Source organism: Mucilaginibacter kameinonensis (assembly GCF_003675385.1).
GTDB lineage: Bacteria > Bacteroidota > Bacteroidia > Sphingobacteriales > Sphingobacteriaceae > Mucilaginibacter > Mucilaginibacter kameinonensis.
This window is the reverse complement of the sequence record NZ_RCWZ01000002.1, coordinates 409906-433243: the sequence shown is the minus strand read 5'-3', so window position 1 is coordinate 433243 and position 23338 is coordinate 409906. Positions and strand designations below refer to the sequence as shown.

The 23338-nt window shown below is 42.4% G+C and carries 17 protein-coding genes; 2 read left to right on the top strand and 15 right to left on the bottom strand.

The features are described from left to right. Window positions 1–19: 19 nt before the first annotated feature. Window positions 20–2167, bottom strand: a complete 2148-nt coding sequence (locus EAH55_RS08855) for an alpha-L-fucosidase (protein WP_121809313.1) — start codon at window positions 2165–2167, stop codon at window positions 20–22. A 292-nt stretch (window positions 2168–2459) separates the two neighbouring features. Between EAH55_RS08855 and EAH55_RS08845 the strand changes: the two genes are divergently transcribed. Further along, entirely contained in the window at window positions 2460–2687 is a 228-nt protein-coding gene (locus EAH55_RS08845) for a hypothetical protein (protein ID WP_121809311.1), read from the top strand. 329 nt (window positions 2688–3016) lie between these two features. Here EAH55_RS08845 and EAH55_RS08840 read toward each other — a convergent pair whose 3' ends face one another. Further along, window positions 3017–3814: a carboxypeptidase-like regulatory domain-containing protein gene (locus EAH55_RS08840; RefSeq protein ID WP_121809310.1), complete on the bottom strand. Its 798-nt coding sequence runs from the start codon at window positions 3812–3814 to the stop codon at window positions 3017–3019. Between the two features lie 163 nt (window positions 3815–3977). On the opposite strand from EAH55_RS08840, the gene EAH55_RS08835 reads away from it, so the two are divergent. Next, a complete protein-coding gene (locus EAH55_RS08835) occupies window positions 3978–4553 on the top strand; it encodes a hypothetical protein (RefSeq protein ID WP_121809309.1) in 576 nt (191 codons plus the stop codon). A 58-nt stretch (window positions 4554–4611) separates the two neighbouring features. Here EAH55_RS08835 and EAH55_RS08830 read toward each other — a convergent pair whose 3' ends face one another. From EAH55_RS08830 to EAH55_RS08770, 13 genes are all read right to left on the bottom strand, one after another. Then, complete coding sequence (locus tag EAH55_RS08830) at window positions 4612–5061, bottom strand: hypothetical protein (protein ID WP_162996790.1); 450 nt, start codon at window positions 5059–5061, stop codon at window positions 4612–4614. Window positions 5062–5288: 227 nt separating this feature from the next. Continuing rightward, window positions 5289–6746, bottom strand: coding sequence for a hybrid sensor histidine kinase/response regulator (locus EAH55_RS08825; protein ID WP_121809307.1), 1458 nt, complete (start codon window positions 6744–6746; stop codon window positions 5289–5291). A 57-nt stretch (window positions 6747–6803) separates the two neighbouring features. Continuing rightward, on the bottom strand, window positions 6804–7250 hold the full coding sequence (locus tag EAH55_RS08820) for a response regulator (protein WP_121809306.1): 447 nt from the start codon (window positions 7248–7250) through the stop codon (window positions 6804–6806). 45 nt (window positions 7251–7295) lie between these two features. Further along, window positions 7296–8912, bottom strand: a complete 1617-nt coding sequence (locus EAH55_RS08815; protein WP_121809305.1) for an ATP-binding protein — start codon at window positions 8910–8912, stop codon at window positions 7296–7298. Window positions 8913–9203: 291 nt separating this feature from the next. Then, window positions 9204–10001 carry an SDR family NAD(P)-dependent oxidoreductase gene (locus EAH55_RS08810; RefSeq protein ID WP_121809304.1) on the bottom strand — a complete coding sequence of 266 codons (798 nt, stop codon included), beginning with the start codon at window positions 9999–10001 and terminating at the stop codon, window positions 9204–9206. A gap of 18 nt (window positions 10002–10019) precedes the next feature. Continuing rightward, the gene (locus EAH55_RS08805; RefSeq protein ID WP_121810021.1) at window positions 10020–10850 is read right to left on the bottom strand and encodes an AraC family transcriptional regulator; all 831 of its coding nucleotides are present in this window, start codon (window positions 10848–10850) and stop codon (window positions 10020–10022) included. A gap of 164 nt (window positions 10851–11014) precedes the next feature. Further along, window positions 11015–12202, bottom strand: a complete 1188-nt coding sequence (locus tag EAH55_RS08800; protein WP_121809303.1) for a sensor histidine kinase — start codon at window positions 12200–12202, stop codon at window positions 11015–11017. Window positions 12203–12314: 112 nt separating this feature from the next. Then, complete coding sequence (locus EAH55_RS08795) at window positions 12315–13697, bottom strand: sigma-54-dependent transcriptional regulator (RefSeq protein ID WP_121809302.1); 1383 nt, start codon at window positions 13695–13697, stop codon at window positions 12315–12317. Window positions 13698–14035: 338 nt separating this feature from the next. Then, the gene (locus tag EAH55_RS08790) at window positions 14036–16255 is read right to left on the bottom strand and encodes a tetratricopeptide repeat-containing sensor histidine kinase (RefSeq protein ID WP_162996789.1); all 2220 of its coding nucleotides are present in this window, start codon (window positions 16253–16255) and stop codon (window positions 14036–14038) included. A gap of 93 nt (window positions 16256–16348) precedes the next feature. Beyond that, entirely contained in the window at window positions 16349–17779 is a 1431-nt protein-coding gene (locus tag EAH55_RS08785; protein ID WP_121809300.1) for a RagB/SusD family nutrient uptake outer membrane protein, read from the bottom strand. Between the two features lie 9 nt (window positions 17780–17788). Next, window positions 17789–21202, bottom strand: a complete 3414-nt coding sequence (locus EAH55_RS08780) for a TonB-dependent receptor (RefSeq protein ID WP_121809299.1) — start codon at window positions 21200–21202, stop codon at window positions 17789–17791. 37 nt (window positions 21203–21239) lie between these two features. After that, window positions 21240–22382 carry a FecR family protein gene (locus EAH55_RS08775; protein ID WP_121809298.1) on the bottom strand — a complete coding sequence of 381 codons (1143 nt, stop codon included), beginning with the start codon at window positions 22380–22382 and terminating at the stop codon, window positions 21240–21242. Window positions 22383–22462: 80 nt separating this feature from the next. Further along, window positions 22463–23062: an RNA polymerase sigma factor gene (locus EAH55_RS08770; RefSeq protein ID WP_121809297.1), complete on the bottom strand. Its 600-nt coding sequence runs from the start codon at window positions 23060–23062 to the stop codon at window positions 22463–22465. Window positions 23063–23338: the final 276 nt, after the last annotated feature.

The following is a 23338-nucleotide window of genomic DNA, read 5'->3' as shown; positions in this document are numbered from 1 at the left end:
ATATAATCTTTTTAATTCCTTATTTTTTTGTAAACCAAATTTCGAGGTTTGGCAGCTTTAGTGTTTGATGCGGCGAAGCCGGATCATGCAGCTTTAAACTTACCGGGTAAAGCCTGTTTGCCTCTAAGGTTTGCGGATCAAGATCTTTTACATAGATATTTTGCGGAATACCGTGGCTGATGGCAAAAGGTACATTCTTCTTAAAGTTATTGAACACCTTTATCAATAACTGGTTATTGCCGGGCATCAAATCAAAGCCAATAATATGATCTACAGATCCGGCCTTGCCTGGGTTATTATTAATGAGCATTTGTTTGCCATTAAACATAACAACAATACCATCACCGCTGGTGATTTTAACCTGTGCATAAATCAAACCTTTCTCTACCGTAATATTCTGTAGTATATAATAGGCATTATCCATACCTGCCGGTAAATCAATAAGCTGTCCGTTTTTGTAGCTATCCATGCGTTGCCATGGTTTATCGGTATCATTAGTATAGGGTTTGCTAATATCAATTTTATCGGCACTGCCATTTAAACCACCTAAACCTGCCGAATATGGGCCGGTGATATACAAAGGCCCCCATTTAATTTTAGCAGTATCAGCCTTGTACTTCATCAACCTGTCATTATCAAGCTTGATTGTGGTAGTTACATTGTTAACGGCAAGATCAATCACATTACCCTTCTCCTCGTCGGTATATTTGATAGAGGGGCGATATTTACCTGTCGCGGTAGGTTTGATTGTCCACGCTTGCTTTACAGTGCTTTGGTAATTGCTGTTATAGTCGATACCCGATGAACTGTAGTAATTATAAGCATTATGCTCATCCAGTTCCATATGGCCGTAGCTGCTTTTGATAATATGAACAGGTTGTACCTTATAGCCCTCAGCAACGTCAACGGCTATTACTTTGATCTGTTTTTCGTTATCAAAATCAGCAGGCAAAGTTATTACAGCATCATTGGCAGTTTGCTTAAAGTTAAGCGATTGCTGTTCGCCTAAAACAGATACACCATTAATTTTACCTTCAAGGCCGGGCAAGGTGATCAAGCCATTAGTTGGCACTGAGCTTACAAAAAGATAAAGCTTATTAGGTTTGCTGGTTATGTTACCCCATTTAAAGGAGGTAAAAAAAGGATCGGCAGTGGTACCGTAAACAGCTTCGGCATTTTTATGAAGCCAGGTTCCTATCTTCAATAAAACATCTTTTTCAAAACCTACTACCGAGCCATCCCCTTTAGGGCCGATATTGAGCAGGTAGTTGCCCCCCCTGCTAATCACGCGGATCAGGCTTTCCAGTTTCTCTTTGTACTTTTCATCTTCGCTGCCGCGTTTTTGCCATGAACGGTAACTCCAGGTTTCATCAAAAAATGAGGCCGGCGATTGCCATGGCACGCCTATAGAATAATCTGGGTATTGGTTATCGCCCATAACAGCAAAATCGCCCTGATCGTTACCAAGGCGGCTACTTACCATACAATCGGGTTGCAGACGATGTACCAGCTGGTAAAGCTCTTTACTTTGCTCAGGGCTTTGAGAGCCCATATCAAACCAAAGCTCGGATATGGTACCATAGTTTGATAACAGCTCGGTTACCTGCTTTTTATTATACTCATGATGCTCCGGCGTTACATAATCTGAATTATGGCTGGATATAGGCGATGCCTGTGGGTAATGCCAATCGATCAATGAAAAATATAACCCAAACCGCAAACCATGTCTTTTGCAGGCTTCGGCCATTTCCTTTACCACATCGCGCTTAAAAGGGGTTGCATCAACTACGTTAAAATCGGTCGTAGCTGTTTTAAACATACAAAAACCGTCATGGTGTTTAGATGTGAGTACTATTGAGCGCATTCCAGCGGCCTTTGCTAACAGAACAATGCTATCTGCGTTCCAGTTTACAGGATTAAAGTTCTTAGCCAGATTAGCGTAAGTATCGCTGTAGATGCCCGCGTGCGCCTGTATCTGTTCGCTTAAACCACGGGTTACAGGTTTGCCATCCCACACACCTCCTAAAACCGAGTAAATGCCACCGAAATGGATAAACATCGAAAACTTTTGATCCTGCCATTGCTTTACCGACGATGAAGGGGGCTGTGCATATGCAAAATGGGCGCAAATTAATAGGGATAGCAAAAAGTATATAGTTTTTTTCATAGCGATTGATTGAATAACCCAAAGTGTAAAAAAGTTGTTAATAAACAAAAAAGGTTACAACTTAAAGTTGTTTACGAATTCACACAATTGCACACTTTTTTACACTAACTCGGTATATTTTACACTTTTGTCAACAAATACACAACCTAATTGTGAAATCACATTCCAAAATTGCTGTTTTTTTAATAAAATTTTATTTCGATCTTTGTAACAACACAACCAAAACCCTAATACATAATGAAAAATACGCTTGCCTTTTGGCAAGTATTTATATAACCTTTTAAAAAACAAAATGTCAGAACCTATACAAATTCAACCAAATATCCATTGTGAACCTTGCAAAGAGTGCGGTGCGCGCCCGGTAGTTGAACAAGGCCGCAAAGGCTTTTCAGTCGCTTGCCCTACAAGTAAAAAACACTATTCAACTACTCCAGGTATGGTAAATATTGATGAATGGAATAGGTTTAACAAAAAATCGCCTGTGCTTGCGAGCAATCCATATAATAGCAAAGCCTCATAAACAATTCCCAAAAAGGAATGCGCCTTTTAGTTTTGGGTATTAAGCAATAAAAAAACTGCTATTAGGATACAATGGACTTAATTGTATTCATGTTATGCATATTGTAGATACTGGAAATAAACCTTCAAAAGAAAGGCATCGACGCTCACTTTGCCCAAACTGTTTAACTAATACTGGTCAAAGAATAAAAAGACCACGGCTGTTAAAGCTATTGACATTTTGGCTACCGATTAAAAGGTATTTTTGCTACAACTGCAACAAAAAGTACCTTGTACTTGAGCGGTAAGGAAGTTAGCGGACAATACTCGTTTTAGCGTGAAAGCCCACCCCTATTTCCCAAAAAGCGGAACTGTTTGTTTACTTCCTGATTTAAGGTAATCGGCATAGCTTTTCCTGATATAGCTGATCATATCATAATCGCTCATCTTTTTCACTTTCTTAATATCAGGATGATACTGGTTCATGAAATTTTGAAGCGAATCGCCTTTGAGACTCGTGATGGAACTTACCTTTTCCGGCGAAAAAAACCGGTCGACATACTCATCTTGCTCGTCCTTGATCAGGATCTTTTGCAGCTTTGATTGAGGGGCTTTGTTTTTACTCAGCATGTCAATAACCGAAAGCAAATTGATACTTATAATGGTGGCAGTACTTTTATCTGCATTGATGTGATTACTGGGTTTTCCAAAATCAAGATCGGCCGGACGTGTTATAAACGCGTCTTTTATGATTGAGCCACGATAGGCAAAAACAGAGGCAAACTCCCTCCTGTTACGCAATGAGTCGGCTTTGGCGTTACGCCTGCCCCTAATTTTCACCTCACTCAAAACAGTTGCATCCGGTTCAATATAACACCTTAAAGTATCAAACTTTAAAAAACTGATAATGAGCCTGAATGGCTTGTATCCTATACTACTGATCCTCAAAGTATCGCCCGGCTTTACGCTGCCCAATACAAACTTCCCTTGCTGATTACTTATACTTTTTGATGCCGTTGAACTGATAAAAGCGTTTGCTACCGGCAAATAGGTAGCCTTGTCAATCACAATCCCCTTAATACGCTGGGCAAACAGGTTTACTGACAGGAGCATCAATATTACTGTTGAGGTAAGTTTCAATGTTTTCATGACGGGTTCAGTTAACAGGTAAAGTAGGTACCTAAATATAACACATAAATTACGAATACGTGTGGCTTTAACAAAAATTAACAGTAAACCGATTGGTTGTTACGCGAGGATGCTAATACGACTAATCATTTTTTAATTTAGAGGCAGAAATATATGATCACCAATGACAGGAATAAGTGAAAAGCTTGAGATTCTTTACGATTTATTAGTTGATAATTTTGAAGGATTTAGAGCAGAGCTGGAAGCACTTATCCTCAGCCCCGAAAAGATCAAGAACACAAACAAATTCGCTTCTTTATTAAGTGAATTAAATACTTCGTATTTGATTACTCCCCTCCTACTAAAAATCTCCATATCAAACACAGGGGACAAATGGCTGACGGATTTTATGTATGCGGCGATAAATCTGCTTGCAGAAGCCTCGGATGAGGATGAATTTGAAATTCCGGAAGGGCTTTTAGAAAAACTGCAAACATGGGTACTTGAATATCAAGGTGAAATTTCCTGGAAAGCAGCAAGCCTTTTAAAATTCAGTGATTCGGATTTGGCAGAGCAAATTCAACTCAAAAAATTAGAACAGCATGGAGATTTCTTTTTAACCTACACTGAATGTGTTTCGGGCCTTCTCTGGCACCACGGCAAAAAACATGCACAATTAATTCATGAGATAGCAAAAGATGAATCACGTGATGAAAAGCTACGGGAGTTCATCAACAAAGTGATCAAAAAATATATTTAACAAAAGAAATCCTCTGGGTTGGCGCTCAACAGTACTTTTATTAAAGGTAATCTTTTTCTTACTCTTCTCTTTTACTCCGTTCTTTAAGCCATTTTTTACCGTTATAGATTACCACATCTCCGCTAAACCGATAATCGTTTTCCTTAATTTCACCTTGTTCTTCAATTTTCCGGATCATGCTGTAAGGTGATTTTGTTCTGATCAAACGCGGTTGTTTAAGATTACTTGTTACAAAAGTTTCCTGTTCCTGCAATACCAGATAGTCATCCCCATTTCGATAGACATTCCTGTCGATCCATCTGAATGTAGGCAACAATAAACCTAATATCCAAACAGCAAGCAACAACACTGCAACACAACCCGATAACAGTTTTACAAACAGAGCAAATCGGTTAATGTCTTTAATATAAATCCATAAGGTAACCAGGAAACCTATTAAGCCCAATACTCCTGTTGAGAAACTTGTTAACCCGTAAGCTATACCGCCTGTAATCTGGATTGGAAACATGGCTTTCCACGGTGTTAAGCCAAGTATCATCGCAATCAAAAATATCACAATAAGAATCGTGGCCCATTTCCTATTTCTTCAAAACCTGGTCATATATGAGAAATGTGTCAGTTAAGTTACTTACTTAACACCCATCCTGCAACGTTAAAACAGTTATTAACAATACCCAGCAAAAAAGCCTTCAATCTTTTCGACTAAAGGCTTTGGCAACGTTCTTGAAACTATCCCTAAGCTGCCTTAAAGGCAAAGAAAAAAGTAGTTCCCATACCCAAATCAGACTCTACCCAGATCCTACCGTTATGACGTTCAATAATCCTTTTTACAATGGTAAGCCCCATTCCTACACCTTCGTATTGACTGGTGCTACTATGGAGCCGACTAAAAATATCAAAGATCTTCTTGTGATTTTCCTTTGCTATACCGATACCATTATCGCTTATGGCAAACACCTGTTCATCGGCCTGTTTAAAACTACGCACAGTAAGTTCCGGCGTTTTATCGCCGCGGTATTTAATGCCGTTGCCCATCAGGTTTTGGAAAAGCTGCACCATGGCCACATAGTTGGCGCTTATTTCGGGCATGGGTTCGATGTTTACAATCGCCCCGCATTCGGTTACCTTTACCTTCAGGTTTTGTAAAGCTTCTTCAGCAGCCTTTTTCATATCTACCTTTACAAAAGCATCTGCCTGCGAATCCAATACGGTGTACTGGTAGATCCCTTCAATAGTGTTTGTCATATTCTGGGATACTTCTGTAAGCATCTCCATGGTTTCCTGCACATCGGGCGATAAGTCTTCGCCAAGAATTTGCAGTGTATTGATCAATAGCAAGCAAGATGCAATAGGCGAGCGCAAGTCATGCGCTATAATGTGTGCAAAACGCTCCAGGTCCTGATTTTTTGTTTGCAACATCTCCAGCAACCCGCTGTTATAGTTTTCCAGTTTTTTGAAATTGAGTACCGACTTCACGATGCTGGGCAACAGCAGCATGTGCTCGCCCATGCTTTTATCTTTTATCAGATAATCGGCCGCGCCGGATTTCATCAATTCCACAGCCGTTTTTTCCGAGCCCTGACCCGTTACAATGACTATAGGAATGTCTGCTGCTTTTGCAGTGGCAATGGAGTCAAAGGCATTTCCGTCGGGCAGGTGAAAATCTGAAACTACCAGATCATATTCTTTCTCTCCAAGTTGTTTCCTTAAGTCGGCAATGCTGGATACGACATCGCATTCATACTGCGGGTTCAGTTTGATGAATTTCCGTTTGATGAACGTGATATCTATCTCCTCATCTTCGAGAAACAAGATCTTGTTTTGACCGGTTGCGGCAATTTGCTCATTGATCAACTGCGAAATAAGGCTCGGCAGCTGTTGTAAATAATCGGAGTCTTTAGTCAACTCTTTTACAACATGATTATTGAACGACTGCGATCCCGGATCCTTAAGAATCAAAAGCGGGATCTTTGTTAATTCAAGAAAAGGAGAAAGCTGGGTATAAAAGCCCCGGTTTACGAGGCTTTCCTCGGCAATTAAAAAATCGCAGTTATAGAGTTTTACAGATTTTTCAAAATCATGCTGGTTATCATAGCAGGTGATTTGAAGCTGCTGAAACGCGGCGTTGAGCGCCTCGCTAATTAATATTTTCTCTTGTTGATCGGCAATAATAATGATTCTCAGATTATTCATCGTGAGTAGTATTGGGGGATAATAAAGTATTCGGCAATATTTAATAGTTGAAAACTACTATTGTGTTGGCTTGGGAGGCTGGTTAAGCATAAGCCAGTACATACCCAACTGCTTTACGCAATCGGCAAAGCTCATAAAGTCGATAGGCTTTACTATATAGCTGTTTACACCCAGTTGATATGCTTTTTGAATATCAACATCCTCTTTTGAGGAGGTCATCATGATAACAGGTATCGACCTCAGGGCTTCCGAAGCTTTAATTTGTTCTAATACTTCCAAACCATTAACACGTGGCAGTTTAAGATCAAGCAGGATCAGTTTAGGAATGGCTTGCAAAACTTTCTCGGGCCCGGTACCAAAAAGGTAATCCAGAGCATATTGTCCGTCCTCCAGCCATTTAATGTCATTTATCAGGTTGTATTTTTTTAATGCGCGTATGGTAAGTGTTGCATCTTCTTCGCGATCTTCTACTAATAAAACCTCAGGATATTCTTTGATAGTCATAATGTTGAAAATTATAATTAGATGATTTTGTATAAAATTGACTGACTAAACAATAGGCAGACTGAAACTAAAAGTGGCCCCTTCTCCTAATACCCCTTCGGCAGTTACCGCCCCACCATGGCGCTCGATCACTTTCTTTACGATACTTAAGCCTATGCCCGTGCCTTCAAACTCTTTATCATTGTGCAGACGCGAGAATATTTTGAACAGCTTGTTCCTGTATTTTTCATCAAAGCCGGCGCCATTATCTTTTACAGCATAAATGGTACTACCGTTGGCTATTGTTGAGGTTACAATGATTTTGGTTTCGGCTGTATTGCGCGAGTATTTCAATGCATTGGAGATAAAGTTGGTCACCACCTGGGTAATCATGGCCTGATCACCTATCGACGGCGTAAGCTCGCCAAGTTCAAAAACTACTTTGTGGCCTGCAGGCTCCTGCCTTATCAATTCATCAAACACATTTCTGAAAATGGACTTCATGTCCAGTGATGTATTTATTTTTTCGGCACGGCTAAGTTTAGAGAAAGAAAGAATATCATCAATCAGCATCCCCATGCGCAGGGCATTGTGAACAATGGTATTTAATGTTTTTTGGCCATCTGCATCCAACTTATCCGAATAATCTTCGAGCATGATGTTGCTGAAACCAGCAATGGCACGCAACGGCGCCCTTAAGTCATGACTTACCGAATAAGAAAATGCTTCCAGTTCTTCATTGGCGTGAATAAGCGCTTCTGTCCGTTCGGCTACTAATTGTTCCAGGTGATTTTTATGCTCCAATATCTCGGCCCTGATGCGCCTGTTCTCGATTGCCAGGTTGGCAAAACGCGCGCCATAGGCTATCCTTGCAAGATCAGTTTCATTAGGCGTTCTTGGTTCGCGGTGGTAAATGGCAAACGTACCCACCATTTCATTTGTACTGGATAATATAGGCTGCGACCAGCAGGATTGCACGCCCGCTTTAAAAGCCAGTTCTTTAAAATCGACCCAGTATGGATGCGTGCCGATATTGTCAACACATATTAGCTTCTTAAAGAAAGCGGCACTACCGCAAGAACCTATCCCATCCCCTACCGATATGCCATCAATGGCCTCATTGTAAAAGTCGGGCATGTTTGGTGCCGCTCCGGTACCTAATGTGTTTGTAGCTTTATCGTACAACAAAATGGTACAGATGGATGTGGCATCCTCTTCTTCAATAGACTGCACAATCGACCGCATGATGGTGAAGATATCTATATCGCCGGCCAGTTGCTCCAGGATATGAGCCCTGTTACGTTCCCTGATGCGTAAAAGATTACGTTCGGTTACGTCTTTTATGGTGCATTCATAAAGAGCGCTCCCATCTTTATCAAAGCTGCGGTAATGGATCTCGACAGGAAATGTTGCACCATCTTTTTTTCGGAAGTCGCGTTGAAGGATAAGCGAGTTTTCCTTCAGAAAACCTGCCCAATCGGTTTGTGTGGTTATGATCTCCAGGCCTACTTCAAGTTCTGCGATGTTCATACGCAGCAACTCTTCTTTTGTATAGCCCAAAACCCTGCAGGCTTCTATGTTTGCATCCGTTAAATTTCCCTGGTCATCGTGGACCAGGATACCATCTGAATTATCTTCAAAATAAGCAATATATTGCTCCTGCCCCCTTCGGCAATTTCTCATTAGCAGAGCGGGGGAATTGGCTCTCACTTGTAATCATAGACTAAAAAGGTGTTGGGTACTAAGATAAGAACACCTTCAAAATGAAGCTAAATTTAAGTTACAACCTATAGTTGTTTAATAAGATAGCTAAATCAATTTTAACCCCGTTAAAAGTGCTTTTACCGGGGTTAAAATTATAAAGTTAGCCGTTTCCCCTTTTGTGAGATTTTTATGTGATAGCGGTTGGATTTATTGCTAACAAGGAGTCATGACGTTAACAGGTAAATAATTATCAGGAATCAAAACATTCCCTTAAAGGCAGCGAATCGTTCCGCCATCTACACGAAGTACCGAACCGCTGATATAGTCGGCAAAAGAGCTGCACAGATAGGCTACGGCACCGGCAACTTCCTGAGGTTCACCAAACCTGCCGGTATCGTTAGGGATCAGTTCCTGCACGGCTTTATATTTTATTTCTTCCGGATCGGTTCCCCAGCCAAATTTTGGCGCCGCGTTTTGTAACCACTCCTCAACCATCGGGTTTATGATTGCACCCGGCGAAACAACATTGGATGTAATACCAGAATCTTTGAGGCTCCTGGCCAGTGAAACCGACATGTTGTGGCGGGCAGCCAGTGTAGCGTTATAATGAGGCTGTTCCTTGATCGGTTGTATGGCAAGTCCCCCGCCGATATGGATCACCCTTCCCCACCCAAGATGTTTCATTTGCGGAACTATCCGTTGTACCATCCGCACGTAAGAAACTACGTTGTTATTGTATATCGATAACCAGTCTTCAGTAGTGGCTTCGCCCCATGATTTGTGGGAAGTTTCACCTGCATTATTAACCAGGATATCTATTTGCCCTGATTTAAGCGCGGCTGTTGCCACCGCGTCGGCACCCTCATCTGTCGAAAGATCACCTATTGCCAATTCAGCCGATCCGCCCGCATTCAATATCGCGGTTACAACTTCATTTGCCCTTCCGCTGTTTCGGCCATGAATAATAACCGTGGCGCCTTCACTTGCAAGAAGTTTTGCAATAGCCTCACCTAATCCGGAACTTGAACCGGTTACCAGGGCACGTTTGCCCTTTAATTTTAAATCCATTTTATTATTTTTATTAGTTTATAGATATTTCTTGTTTGGCGCATAACCAAACGACTTTTTATAAGCAAATGAGAAGTGTGACAGATCCTCAAATCCTAAATCGAGGTAGATATCTGAGGGTTTTTCCTGTTTTTCTTCAATCAGGAACCGGGCTTCCTGCAATCGTTTTTGGACAAGCCATCGACTCGGGCTGGTTTGATATAGCTTCTCGAAATCACGCTTAAATCCGGAAAGGCTCCGCCCTGTCAAAAACGCGAACCGATCAATGCTCACATTGTACCGGTAATGGCTGTTCATAAATGCCTGCAGATCTATTTTGCCGGGCTCACTGAAATCAAACAGGATATTTTTGAATGCAGAATCATTTTGAATAAGCAATAAGATCAGCTCCCGCGTTTTAAGCGCGACGATCCGCTCGTCTGGTTGCCCATATTGCAGATATGGTATAAGGGAATCGGCAAAGCCCTTAAGCAGGCTACCTGGCCTGATCAGCATAGCCCCGCCAGATTGATGACTTTCATCGGTAATTAGACCATATAGACCACTCATTTCGCGTAATGTGGCCTGGTCAATATGCACCGCGACGGATTTGAAACTACCGCCAACGGGGCTTTTTACATACCTGGACAACTGGTTTCTTTTGAAAAACCGGAAGTCGCCGGCACTAAAAATGTATTTCTTATCCCCCAACCATACCTCGTTAGTCCCGCTAATGATGTAACTGAAAATATGATCGGTGACAAAAGCCTCACCCTCTATTTTATTCCCCGAATAAGAATTTAATAGCAATCTGGGGCCGGAGCCACTTTGCTTTTCATGGCCTTCCGGGTTTTTATTCTGACATTCCATGATTTTCATTTAATTTCGGGAACAAAGTTCGGCAATAGCGTGCCACGGCGTTTTGTTAGAAAGCCCAGATTGCTTTGTTGAAAAGTCCAACAGTAGATTTACAGGCGTAATTCGATGGCTATCCTGAAGATTTCAGAAAGGGCTGTAAGTTGTTAAAGGGCAATTTAAACCGGCAAAGCCGGGATAAATGTAATGGAGATTCGGGTGCCGCCTAAATTCTCAAATTTGATAGCCGCATTGATCTCGGCGCTCAGCCCCTTCATTAACTCCATCCCAAGTGAGTTATAATTTTTGCTGAAAGGATCATCTGCGAGGCCGATACCATTATCCCAAATTTGAAGTTTTAGCTGACCGTTGTTATTAACCAATATAACCTGAACTTCACCTGATTTGTAGCCCGGAAACGCATATTTAATGGCATTGGTAACTGCCTCGTTGATGATCAGGGCCAGAGGGATAGCATAGGAAATATCAAGCGCCACCGGGTCGATGTTAAACTTAAAATTAACAAAACCCTCAACGCCAAAACTTTCTTCCAGGTTATTGATAAGCTCGGGTATGTACTCCGCCATATCAATTGTTTTGACATGATCTGTTTTATATAACTTTTGATGGATCAGAGACATCGCGAAGATCCGGTGCTGACAGCTTTCAACAGCTTGTAAGGCATCATTTTCGAGATATTTTGCCTGTGATTCCAGCAAACAAACAACCGTATGCAAATTGTTTTTTACGCGGTCATGCACTTCTTTTAACAACCATTCCTTCTCGCGGATCAAATACTGAAGCATTTCATTTTTACGGTCAATCAGTCTGTTATTTCTTTTTGCGGCCACCAACTGCCGGTAAATAAGTATCACAATAACTATCAACAACACTGAACCGATGGCAGTCCGGATCCGGACAGAACTGGCATGTGCCAGGTTCAATTGCCTAACCCGGGCCGAGTTTTTCAGCTCTTTGATATACTTATTCTTTTGTTCTGTAGCATATGCGATCTGCAACGCATTAATTTGCCTGTTCTTGACCGAATTGAACATCGAGTCTTTTATTGCATCACTCCGCCGTAAATAGGAAATAGCACTTTGGTAATTCCCTGTGGCAGAATCTACCCTGAAAAGCAAGAGGGTAACATCCCGAATATTCTTTGCATTACCACCCGTTTCATATTGCTTCAGCGCCTTCAGCAGGTAGGATTTTGCTGTGCCATATTGTTTTTTCAGGAGATAGAAGTTCCCGGCAGATTGATTTTTCTCCGCTTCACTATCTGCCAGCAGGCAGGAATGGCATTTTTGTGCCATCCCGGTTATGCCGAATAACAGTAAGAAAATAGTTGTAATAAATGTTCTCATGGTGGTTTTCGGAATGCTGACCTGTTTCTGCCTGCGAGCTTTATAGGTTTAGGTATAAATTTCTTTTCGATCAGAAAATTTGCTTTTAATACAATCAGCGTTCTTTTAAGCATTAACCAAACTGTTTGGAAATACCCAGTTTAATCATTCTTGATTTAAGCGTTGAGGAATTGATGTTAAGTAGCTCTGCAGCCCCTCCCGTACCGTATACTTTCCAGTTGCACCTTGCCAGTGTATCCAGGATATGGTCACGTTCATTATCGGCAAAGGTTTTGATGCCTCGTTCTTTAGTATTCCCGGCTACGGGCGACGGCTTCAATACGGGCAGGTTCACCTGGTTTATGAGGTGCCCGTCACAAAGTAGCACAGAACGTTCAATAAGATTAATGAGCTGCCGTACATTGCCTGGCCATGGGTAACCGAGCAGCACCTTCTTAACCGGATCAGAAAATCCAGTGATGCTTTTTTTATTGGCAGTTGCGAACACACTAAGATAATGCTCCGCAATTGGCATAATATCTGCCTTTCGTTCTCGCAATGGCGATAATTCTATCGGGAATACGTACAAACGGTAATAAAGATCAAGTCTGAACCTCCCCGCGGCAATCTCTTCTTCCAGGTTCCTGTTGGTTGCCGCGATTATCCGGACGTTAACATTCTTCCGTTTCCCGCCAACCGGACAGATCTCTTTTTCCTGCAAAACCCGGAGTAGTTTAGATTGGATCTCCAGCGGCATCTCACCTATTTCATCCAAAAAAATGGTACCGTTTTCTGCCTGTTCAAACTTACCTATCCGTTTATCTACCGCCCCGGTAAAGCTTCCCCTTTCATGCCCAAAAAGCTCAGATTCGATAAGCGTAGGTGACACGGCGGCACAATCAACAATAATGACCGGTTTTTTACTGCGAGCCGAATGGTTATGAATAGCCCTTGCTACTAACTCTTTGCCTGTTCCGCTCTCGCCCAGTATCAGCACCGGGCTTTCGGCTGCAGCTGCTATCTGTATCAGCCTTGTAATATCTTTCAAGCCTGAGCTTTTTCCCGCCATTCCGAAATTACCCGTGCCGGCGCCTTTTAAATCAGTAGGGCTTTTATATACCTTAGAAACTTTGGCGAGCGAAAGATGCTCGGCGTGCAGGTTGGTAGCGATATCAAGCATAGCCAGCACATCTTTTTCACGGAATGGTTTAACCAGGAATCCGTATGGCGAGGTTTGCTTGGCAAGCCTAAAAGTCCGTTCGTCCGAATTGGCCGAAAGATAAATGAAAGGTATATTGCGTTCCTTAATTATCGGGGCCAGATCAATGCCTGTCTTTTCACCTTTTAAAAAGATATCCAACAGCACAAGGTCCGGCAAATCGGAATTAAGGGTATTAAGCGCTTCGCCAAAAGAGCGGGCAACAGGGCAAACAGCATAGCCCGCTCCCTCTAATACTTTACGTAAATTATTTGCCTCTATAAACTGGTCTTCTACTATTAATATTTTACTTTTCATGTCGATGTTTTCTGAATTCCGACCCTGTGTGTATTCCCTCTTTTATGGGTATGGCCGGACTGCTTTAAAAAATATAATATCACCTGCAGCTCGCTAATTATTTAGTGCACTGCCTAAAACCGACTCGCGGTAAATACAAATGCTATGCCGGATGGTATCTGCCTAATAGTCAAAAAAGTGCGTCAATACCAAAATCATAAAATCACGAAGTATCATGATTTCAACATGAGATTTAATGATAAGAACACTTATAAGCCCCCTATTTCAGTTCTTTCTCACAGATGTCCATCTGTTATCTGTTTTAACCTCGCCTTATGATACCCTGCCCCTCCGCTTCTTCAGTGTTCGATCAATGTTGCGAACGCTCCGTTACCGGTTACCACGAATGCTTCCTTATCAAAATTATTCCGGGGAAGACAGGCCACTATGATCCGGGTTCCGTCATGCGTTTCAAAACTTATCTCGGCATCTATATCCTGCGACAAGCCTCTCATCAGTTCGATGCCCAATGATTGATTAGTATGCTCATTGAAATTGCGGGGCATTCCTATCCCGTTATCAGCTATTGTCAAAACCACCTCATTGTTATATTGATATAATATAACCGAGATAGTGCCACCTCCCGCTGGAAAAGCATATTTGATGGCATTGGTTACCGCCTCGTTAATGATCAGCCCAAAGGGTATAGCATAGGCCACATTAAGAAACACAGGAGCTATATCGATATTAAAGGAAACCCGGTCTGCAAGATCAAAACTCCGCTCCAGGTTAAAAATGAGTTCGGGAATGTACTCGGCCATATTGATGGTTTTTACATCATCCGACCGGTAAAGCTTTTGGTGGATCAACGACATCGCGAAAATCCGGTTTTGGCTGGTTTCGATAGCCTTCAGTGCATCATCTTTCAGGTTTTTAGCTTGTGACTCCAATAAACAGATAAGCGTGTGAAGGTTATTTTTAACACGATGGTGTACCTCTTTGATCAGCCATTCCTTTTCCTGGAGAAACCGCTGCAAGGATTGATTTTTCTTTTGGATAAGCTGGTTATTTCTTTTTGCTACTAACGAGTTTCTATAAAGTAACACCGCTACAACCACGAGCAGGCAGGAACCTAAAACAACCCAATTTCTTGATGCCTCAACATTCCTTAAACTTAACTTTTGGAGTCTTGCAGCGGCCTGTAACTCGCTGATGTCCCTGTTTTTTTGTTCGGTATCAAAGGATACTTGCAATTCCTGTATTTGCTTGTTCTTTTCGGTATTGAAGATGGAGTCTTTTAATTGGTTGCTTAATTGCAGATAAGACACGGCACTTTGGTAATTACCGGCAGCAGAATCAGCTTGAAAAAGCATCAGATAGTTACGTTTTAAATCGTTCTTTTTTCCGGAGACCTTAAGGTACTTTAAAGCTTCAAGGAGATAAGGCTTTGCGATGTTTTGCTGATGTATGTTCAGATAAAAAGATCCGATATCCTGAAATCCTGAAGCTATTTCCCGGGCAGAAAAATCATCTTTTTGCCTGTGTACCAAAGCAATCATATCCAGATAATTCTTTTCGGCAAGCGGATACTTTTTGAGTTGCTGGTAACAATCGCCAACTAACGAAAGGTACAGTAGCCGTGAAGAGGGATCAAGTGTTTTGTATTCATCAGGCGCTATCAAAACAAATTTCAAAGCATCATCCGGTTTTCCCAAATCTAAAAGCCGCTCTGCTACCTCACTTTTGGCCTTGATAATAATGTCCGGGTTTTCATGACCATTTACAACAAAAACGTAAGCCTTTTTTGCCCATTTCAAGCTTTCGGACAAGTTGCCCAAATCCTTCTGGATCTCAGCAATCCGGATATAAAAGTCATAGGCATAAGACGAGTCGGCCGCAAGCCGCATGGTTTGCTCTGTTTTCAGCGCGAAGTCAAGGGCATGGGGATAATTACCTTTTTTTACATAAACCAGCGACAGGCGGTAATAAGCAAACAACAGGCTCATGTATGAGGCTTTCTGATCCGGATTGATTATTTGCAACAGTTCCTTTTCGGCCAAACTAAAGTTACCCTGCCAGATATGGATATCCGCAATGTTAGTAGCTATGTCAAATACCCTTTCCCGGTCGTTTAGCTTTTTAGCCAATTGTAACGCCTGTTCAAAGCAATACAATTTAAACTGTATTTCTTCCTTTCCGCGAACGATATTCACCGCCAGCTGCGACCATGCGAGACACTCTCCCAAGGTATCTCCTGATTTCCTGCACCTATCAACGATGGGAAGAAAAAGCCGTTTCAGGTCAAGGGCTTGATTTCGGTCATACGCGGTTTGCGCGGCTAAAATGTCAATTCTATCCCGGAACTTATTCACCCTGAATTTTGCATTCAGCATTTGGGCCTCTTTTAAAAACATATCGATAGTATCTGTCCGGCTCTTTTGGTAGGGCATATATTCGTAAGCCTCGGCCAGATCTATCAGTGTAGCTACCCGCGCGGTATCAGCAGGCATCGTTTTAAGTCTAACCAATTCATGTTCGGGCCTCTCCTCTGCTTTCTGGGCATGAACGGTACTTGCCATAAACATGAATAATAAAAAAACAAGAGCCCTAACTTTCATATTGCTTTATGTTTAGATCCGTGTGACTGAACTTTCATCTTTAATCTGGTAATATTAATAGCCTGGATTCTGCGCCCCTATGCCTGGATTAGCCTTAAACTCAGTTAAAGGAATTGGTAGAATATATTGCTGGCTTGACGTAATAGTTGGCCTCAGTTGCGTTACAGTTGCCAAAGGGAACCGAAGCAGGGCCATCCAGTCTGCGCCATCCTCGCCTACAAGATTCCTTACAACTTCATAGTAGTTTTGGAGCAACATGCTTTCGGTAGTGGTTGCATTGTCAACCGCCGAAAAATCTGTCACACCAGCCCTGCTCATTACTGTTTTGAGTAAAGTTCTGGCTTGATCAAGGCTTCCACCCGACCTGATTATCGCTTCCGATTCCAGCAGGTAAACCTCGCTTAAACGGAAAGCATAAGCGGTTTCGGATAATTGAGTTGGCATAGCGCCATAAGCGATGTATTTCTGAAAATGATAGGTATTGGGGATTATTACAGTATAGATAGTTTCTTTATTAACCATCCATTGGCCTCTCGGATCGTTAGCCAGCAGATCTTTCAGTGCTTTTTTTGCAACCCACAGATCGGTTGTGCCCGGATAATACGCCCGGCTAAGGCTCGCAATATACTTCTCCTGTCCGGCAAAGGACTGAATACCTAAAATCACCTCTGAGCTGGCAAGACCTTTAACATAAAAAATATCCTTCAGGCTATTTTCCAGCGAGTAAAAGCCCGATTGCTGGATGGCCTGAGCTAACGCAATAACCTGGGCATAGTCCGCCGAAGTTCCGCGACTCATTAGTACGCGCATTTTTAAAGCCATGGCGGCCCATCTGGTTGCATAATAACGCGGATTCGTTGCCGGCGCGTTGGCAATAGCAAAGTCCAAGTCGGCCAGGATAAAATCGTAGCTTGTACCCACATCGCTCCTTGCCTTAGCAATATTACTTACGGCAGAAGGCTGATCACGTATAATGATGCCAAACTTGCTGGAAACATCCCACCATTGTGCAAAATAGCCCATCACCCGAAAAGCGCCGTATGCTCGTAAAAAACGGGCTTCGCCAAGTATTTCATTTTTTCTGTTCCCGGTAAATGCGCCGGCATTGAGATTGGTTGCCCCACTGATAACTTCATTCGAAGCTTCAATCAGCTTATAGGAAGTGTCCCAGATGGCCTGGCTAAAAGTGTTATTGTAATTATTAGATTCATTGGGATCAACCGTGGTATAGCCGTCACCTATAAAACCGGCAAATACGCTTCCGGGAATTTCATTATACGTCCAGTTTGTAAAATTATTGACATTCCCGTTTGCAAAACGAAAATATGCGCCGTTCAGAACGGCCTGTGCCGAGGCTTGATCGGTAATCGCGTTCACGTTAACCACCTGGTTTGCCGGTACTGGGTTCAATGCCTTTGAGCATGCACCAAGTGTAATTGCCGCGGCGAGCGCCAAGATTGTTATATTGATTCTTCCTTTGATCATGCTTATTATTTATAACTTCAACCTTAAACCAAAACTATATTGACGCGATGTGGGATAGGATGCGTCATCGGTATACCCGCCAATCAAACTGTAGGGATCATTACTAACCTCCGGATCGGGCCCGGGATACTTTGAAACAATGAATAAATTATTCCCCGACAGAAAAAGAGTAGCATCATGTATATGGAATTTGCCGGTGATTTTTTTAGGCAATTGATAATTGACCGTTAGCGACTTAAGCTTGAGATAAGAAGCGCTGAATACCGCGAAATTTGAAATACCCGGCAAATTCGCATTTCCTTTAAGGGTTAGTCCCGGGTTATTTGAGGTGGTGTTCGAAGCGCTGTAATGATCTAAAATAGCTGTGATATGATTTGATTGATCAAGCAGGGTTATATCGTTCAGCCGGGGAAGATAAATGAGGTCACCTCCGTATGAGAAGCTGAACAAGGTTGTTAACGTAAGATTTTTATAGGTAAACGAATGGTTGAGCCCGCCAAAAAATTTAGGTTCGGCATGCCCTATAACCATACGTTCGGCCTGTCCCGCATAAGGGCCGGTTTCAATTTGTTGGTAAATTGGTGTTCCTAATGGCGGATAAGAACTGTTTTTATCTTGCTTTTTCAGGACACCTAAATATTTATATCCATAAATTAACCCTACCGGCTGTCCTACATTTAAAATTGTGTTACCAAGATAAAGGGAATTGAGTTGCGCGTCAGAAGTCAGCGGTCCTGCAAAGGGATCAGATAGCGCCTCTTTCAACTTGAGTACTTTAGACCGGTTACCTGATATGTTCAGGGCGGTGCTCCAAACAAAATTCTTGTTTTTTATAATGTCGCCACGCAGTTCAATTTCCAGCCCCCGGTTATCAATAGTGGCATAGTTTTGCAACGCCGATGAAAACCCCGTACTGGTAGGAACAGGTAATGCTACCAGCAAGTCTGCCGATCTTTTATCATAATAGCCGATACTGCCCCGAACCCTGGAATTGAAGAGCGCGAAATCAATCCCCGCGTCTTTCTGAAATGTAGTTTCCCATTTTGTAAGATCGCTGCCCAGTTTTGAGGCAATCAACGCATTGCTACCCGCATAAGTAGCCGATGAATAAAAGGTATAAAAAAGATTATCGCGAATGTTTTGAGTACCTGTCAATCCACTGCTTATGCGAAGCTTTAACTCATTAAGCCAGGAGACATTTTTCAGGAAACCCTCCTGGTTTAACCGCCAGGCCAAACCGGCTGAAGGAAAATAACCCACTCGGTTATTTGCCGGGAATTTGGATGATGCATCAGCCCTGCCTGTAATTGTTATCAAATATTTATTCTTAAAAGCGTAGTTGGCGCGGAGATAAAAACTTAATAAAGCACTGCGATCATTGAGCTTAACAGGCAAAGAAGATATTGTTGCAGGAGTTCCGTCAGGAAGTGTTCCGCTATTTGGGCGATCCATACCCGACACAGAAAAGGTATTTGTTTTTGATTGCTGCCAGGACGTACCGCCTAATAGAGTGAAACGGTTATCATCGTCAAACTGCTTATTCCAGGTCAGTGTGTTCTCATAAAAAAAAGTAGTTTCCTGGGTTTGCCCTGTCGTGGAGATCCCACCTTTTGAACGAGGATCAATTGTAGCGATATAGAGCGCATCCGGCACGTAATTTTCCTGACGGTAAGTAGTATGATTAACTGAAAAAGTACTCCTAAACCTTAAAGATTTTAAAATGACATATTCTAAGGAAGCAGAACCTAAAAGCAGGGCGGTGATGGCATGGTTCCTGCCCTGCAACAAGCTAAACGGATTTTGAACTCCCTGGGCTACGGTACCGGCCAAAATTCCGGGAATAAATTGTGTAGGCGAGCCGTCCGCGGTAAAAGGCGCTAAGTTAGGAGGAGCAAGCGATGCTGAGGTGTACACCCCGTTACTGATGTTGTTTTTGATAAAACCATAATTGAGGCTGCCGCTCAAACGTATCCGGTTAGTAAGGTCGTTGTCAATGTTTATTTTTCCCGTAATACGGCTAAAATCTGTCCCCAGCACCGTGCCTGTTTGGTCATCGTATGATAATGAAGTATAATACCTGGTATCCCGTCCACCTCCCCGAACACTCGCATTTGCGTTCCTGCTGACACCGGTACGGGTAACCAAATCGATCCAGTTGGTACTGTTACGAAAATAAGAGGGGACGTTCAGGATCGAATCGGCATATATATCCGAATAAGGCGCCAGCTGCTTATTTAAATTAGCTGCCCCTTCTTTAAGTATCGATTCATATTGACTTCCGTTAAGCACCTTTATAGTCCTGGGCGTACTATAGGTTTGAAAATAACTTGCATCTACAGATGGCTGCTGGTTGTTTATGCCTTTTTTTGTAGTGATAATAACCACACCGTTAGCCGCCTTCGAACCATAAATGGCGGTTGCCGATGCATCTTTAAGAATATCAATAGATTCGATATCGTTTATATTTAAACCGGCAAGCGTATTCAGCCCGCGGGAAAATGAAGATCCGACGGTGGTTAACGTCGAAGGATCAGAAGTTAAACTTTCAACTGGGTTAATCAAATCAGCCGCTGCCTGGATATACCTGTTCTCTATATTAAGCTGAACCCCGTCGATGACATAAAGCGGATCGTTACCTCCAATAATTGATGCCCCTCCCCTTATCCTGATTTTAGCCAGACCTCCCGGTGAGCCATCGCCTTGTACAACCTGAACACCGGCGGCTTGTCCGGAAAGCGCCTGATCTATAGTAGTAAAGGTGGTGTTTTTGATATTGTCCATATTCACCGAGGATATGGCACCGGTAAGATCTTTCCTTTTTGATGTGCCATAACCAACCATCACAACCTCTTCAAGCTCGTTTATACTTGGGTCCAGCTGAATGGCAATGTCATTACCTTCTAAATTCCTGGCCTGAACACGCTGGCTTTTATAACCGATATAATCAAACGAAATAACAGCATCCTTATCCACATCCTTCAAAAAAAACCGGCCATTTTCATCTGTCATGGTCCGGTTCGCGGAGCCCTCAACAGAAACCGTAACTCCGGGCAGGGGCTTTCCTCTTTCATCTTTTACTACCCCGGTAAGCGATCTGAAAAAGGATTTGACCTTTTCCATAAATTCGGCAGGCTTTGCTTTAACAATAACTGTTTTGCTCCTGATGGTATAAGTAAGTGGTTGCCCGGCGAAAACCTGAACCAGTACTTCTTCAAACTTCCCTGAAGTCACTTTTAAGGTGACTAACTTTGCTTGTTTTAAGTCGCTTTCGGCATAAACAAAATTATAACCGCTTTGGGCCTTAAGCTCCTTAAAAACCTCTTTAAGCGGTGCTTTGTTAACCGCGAGATTTATTTGCTGAGCATCAGCATAAGCGCTAAACATGATCAATATATTTAAGATTAGGAAGATGCGTATTTTCATTGTTGAGAAAACCTTTGTCCGGCTCAAGTGCTAAGGGTTATTTAGATACAACTATTTGTCTTCCTTCGATATGAAAGCGGACTTTCCCGGTAAGCTCCAGGATATTTAAACTCTCTGTCACATCCGAATTCCGGTTAATTGTCCCTCCAAACTTATCATCGGGGATTGGCCCCTCATATGTTACCTTCATATCATACCATCTGGCAATTACCCGCATAATATGCTGGATATTGTCATCCTGAAATTCAAACTGATCGTTTTTCCAGGCTATGGCCTCAGCGGTTTCAACTTTACTTACAGTGAAGGTATTTTTACCCAGCACAGCCTGTTGCCCCGGCGACAGGAAACGAGTGGCATGATTTGCCGTACCGGTTACTTTTACCTTGCCCTCAAGCAGCGTTGTTTTAACGGCAGGATCATCATCATAAGCGCTTATATTAAAATGGGTTCCTAAAACCTCTACCGTTTGGTTGTTGCTGGCTACCCTAAATGGCTTTGCGGCATTATGTGCCACCTCAAAATAAGCTTCCCCTTTTAACTCCACCCGACGTTCATCGCCATTGAATGCCGTAGGATACTGCAGCGTTGAAGCAGCGTTGATCCAAACTTTGGTTCCGTCGGGTAGTACTACAACTTGAAAATGAGCGCCGCTTGGCACCAGTAGGGAGTTATAACCTATGAGCTTGTTGTCAATCTGATTCTCCGCGCCTTGTTGATAATTCAATACACCGTTGACCAACCGGGTAACTAAGCTGGAGTTTTGACTAATCAGCTGTTCGTTTTTAGATTTATGCAGAGTTACTTCCTTACCGTCTGTAAGGATCAATGTAGGGAACCTCTCAGTTATCGCACCAATACGATTTTGGTCATTATCACCCGGCTGTCCAGTTCCGTTATGTTTCAGTAAAACGACGAGACCAACCGATAAGATAAATACAATTGAAGCCGCGACTGCAATCCTTGGCCATAAGCTCCTGACCTTAGGTTGAGTTTGCAATCCTGCACGCTGCCGCGTTCCGGCCCAAAGCTCGGCCGCCAAATGATCAAACTTATCATCATCAGAAAGCTTTCTTTTATCCGACTCAAAGATGTACCAGTTTTCAACTAACGCGCGTTCTTCGGGAGTAGCTGTATTATCCAGATACTTTGCTATTAATTGATCAGCGTCTTGGTGATTCATCGTTTTTAATACTTTAAAAAATGATATTTAAAGCAAAAACACATGAAAATGCCCTGGGGGGTATCGTAGCTGAAAAAAAATTACACTTTTTTAAAAAATGAAAGAAGCATCAGGAGACTGACCGCCGTATCCGGGTCTTTGAGGTTAGCCCGGAGCCTTTTAAGCGATTTATGAATTTGCTTTTTTACCGTTTCTTCGGATGTGCCTAAACTTTCGGCAATTTCCTTATGTGTTAAATTCTGCTTGCGGCTCATCTCAAATACCTGGCGCATTTTTGGTGGCAGTGCCTCAATTTCACGGTCAATGGCCGCCAAAAGATCACGCTCTTCCAGGTAATGAAGCGTGTCTTTATTTGCTTCGTTCGCAAATTGCGCTAATGAGCTCAGGTAATCGTTCCGGAATTTACGCTGACGAATATGGTTTAACACCATATTACGTGCCGACACATATAAATAACCTGCTAAATTGCCTTGTGCAGGAATTTTATCCGCTTTTGTCCATAACGTGCCGAAAAGTTCCTGTAAGATATCTTTGGAATCCTCTTCGTCCCGAAGCATCTTATAAATATGAGCATACATCAAGCGCCAGTAACGCCGGTAAATTTCGGTATAAGCCAGCTCATCACCCGATCTGAGCAAATCGGTAAGTTCGGCATCGTTATATACGGTGTAAGCTAACATTCTGATCGCCAAATATAAAAATTATCCTGTTGGCCATTGGTTTCACGCATTACATCATGAGATTTCCATGATCTTAGATGATAAAACTTACAACTGGGATAGTCAGCATACCGCGAACTACATTGTCCTGTTCAAAGGCTAATTTGCCAAATTCAACAACCTTTCCATTTCAACAGCGCCTTTAATGGGCTTAATTTGAACATGCAAACAAAATTAACCCGGAGAACAGATTAAGAAGACAGCGATTAATTTCCCGTTGTTACGCATTTTGTTTGA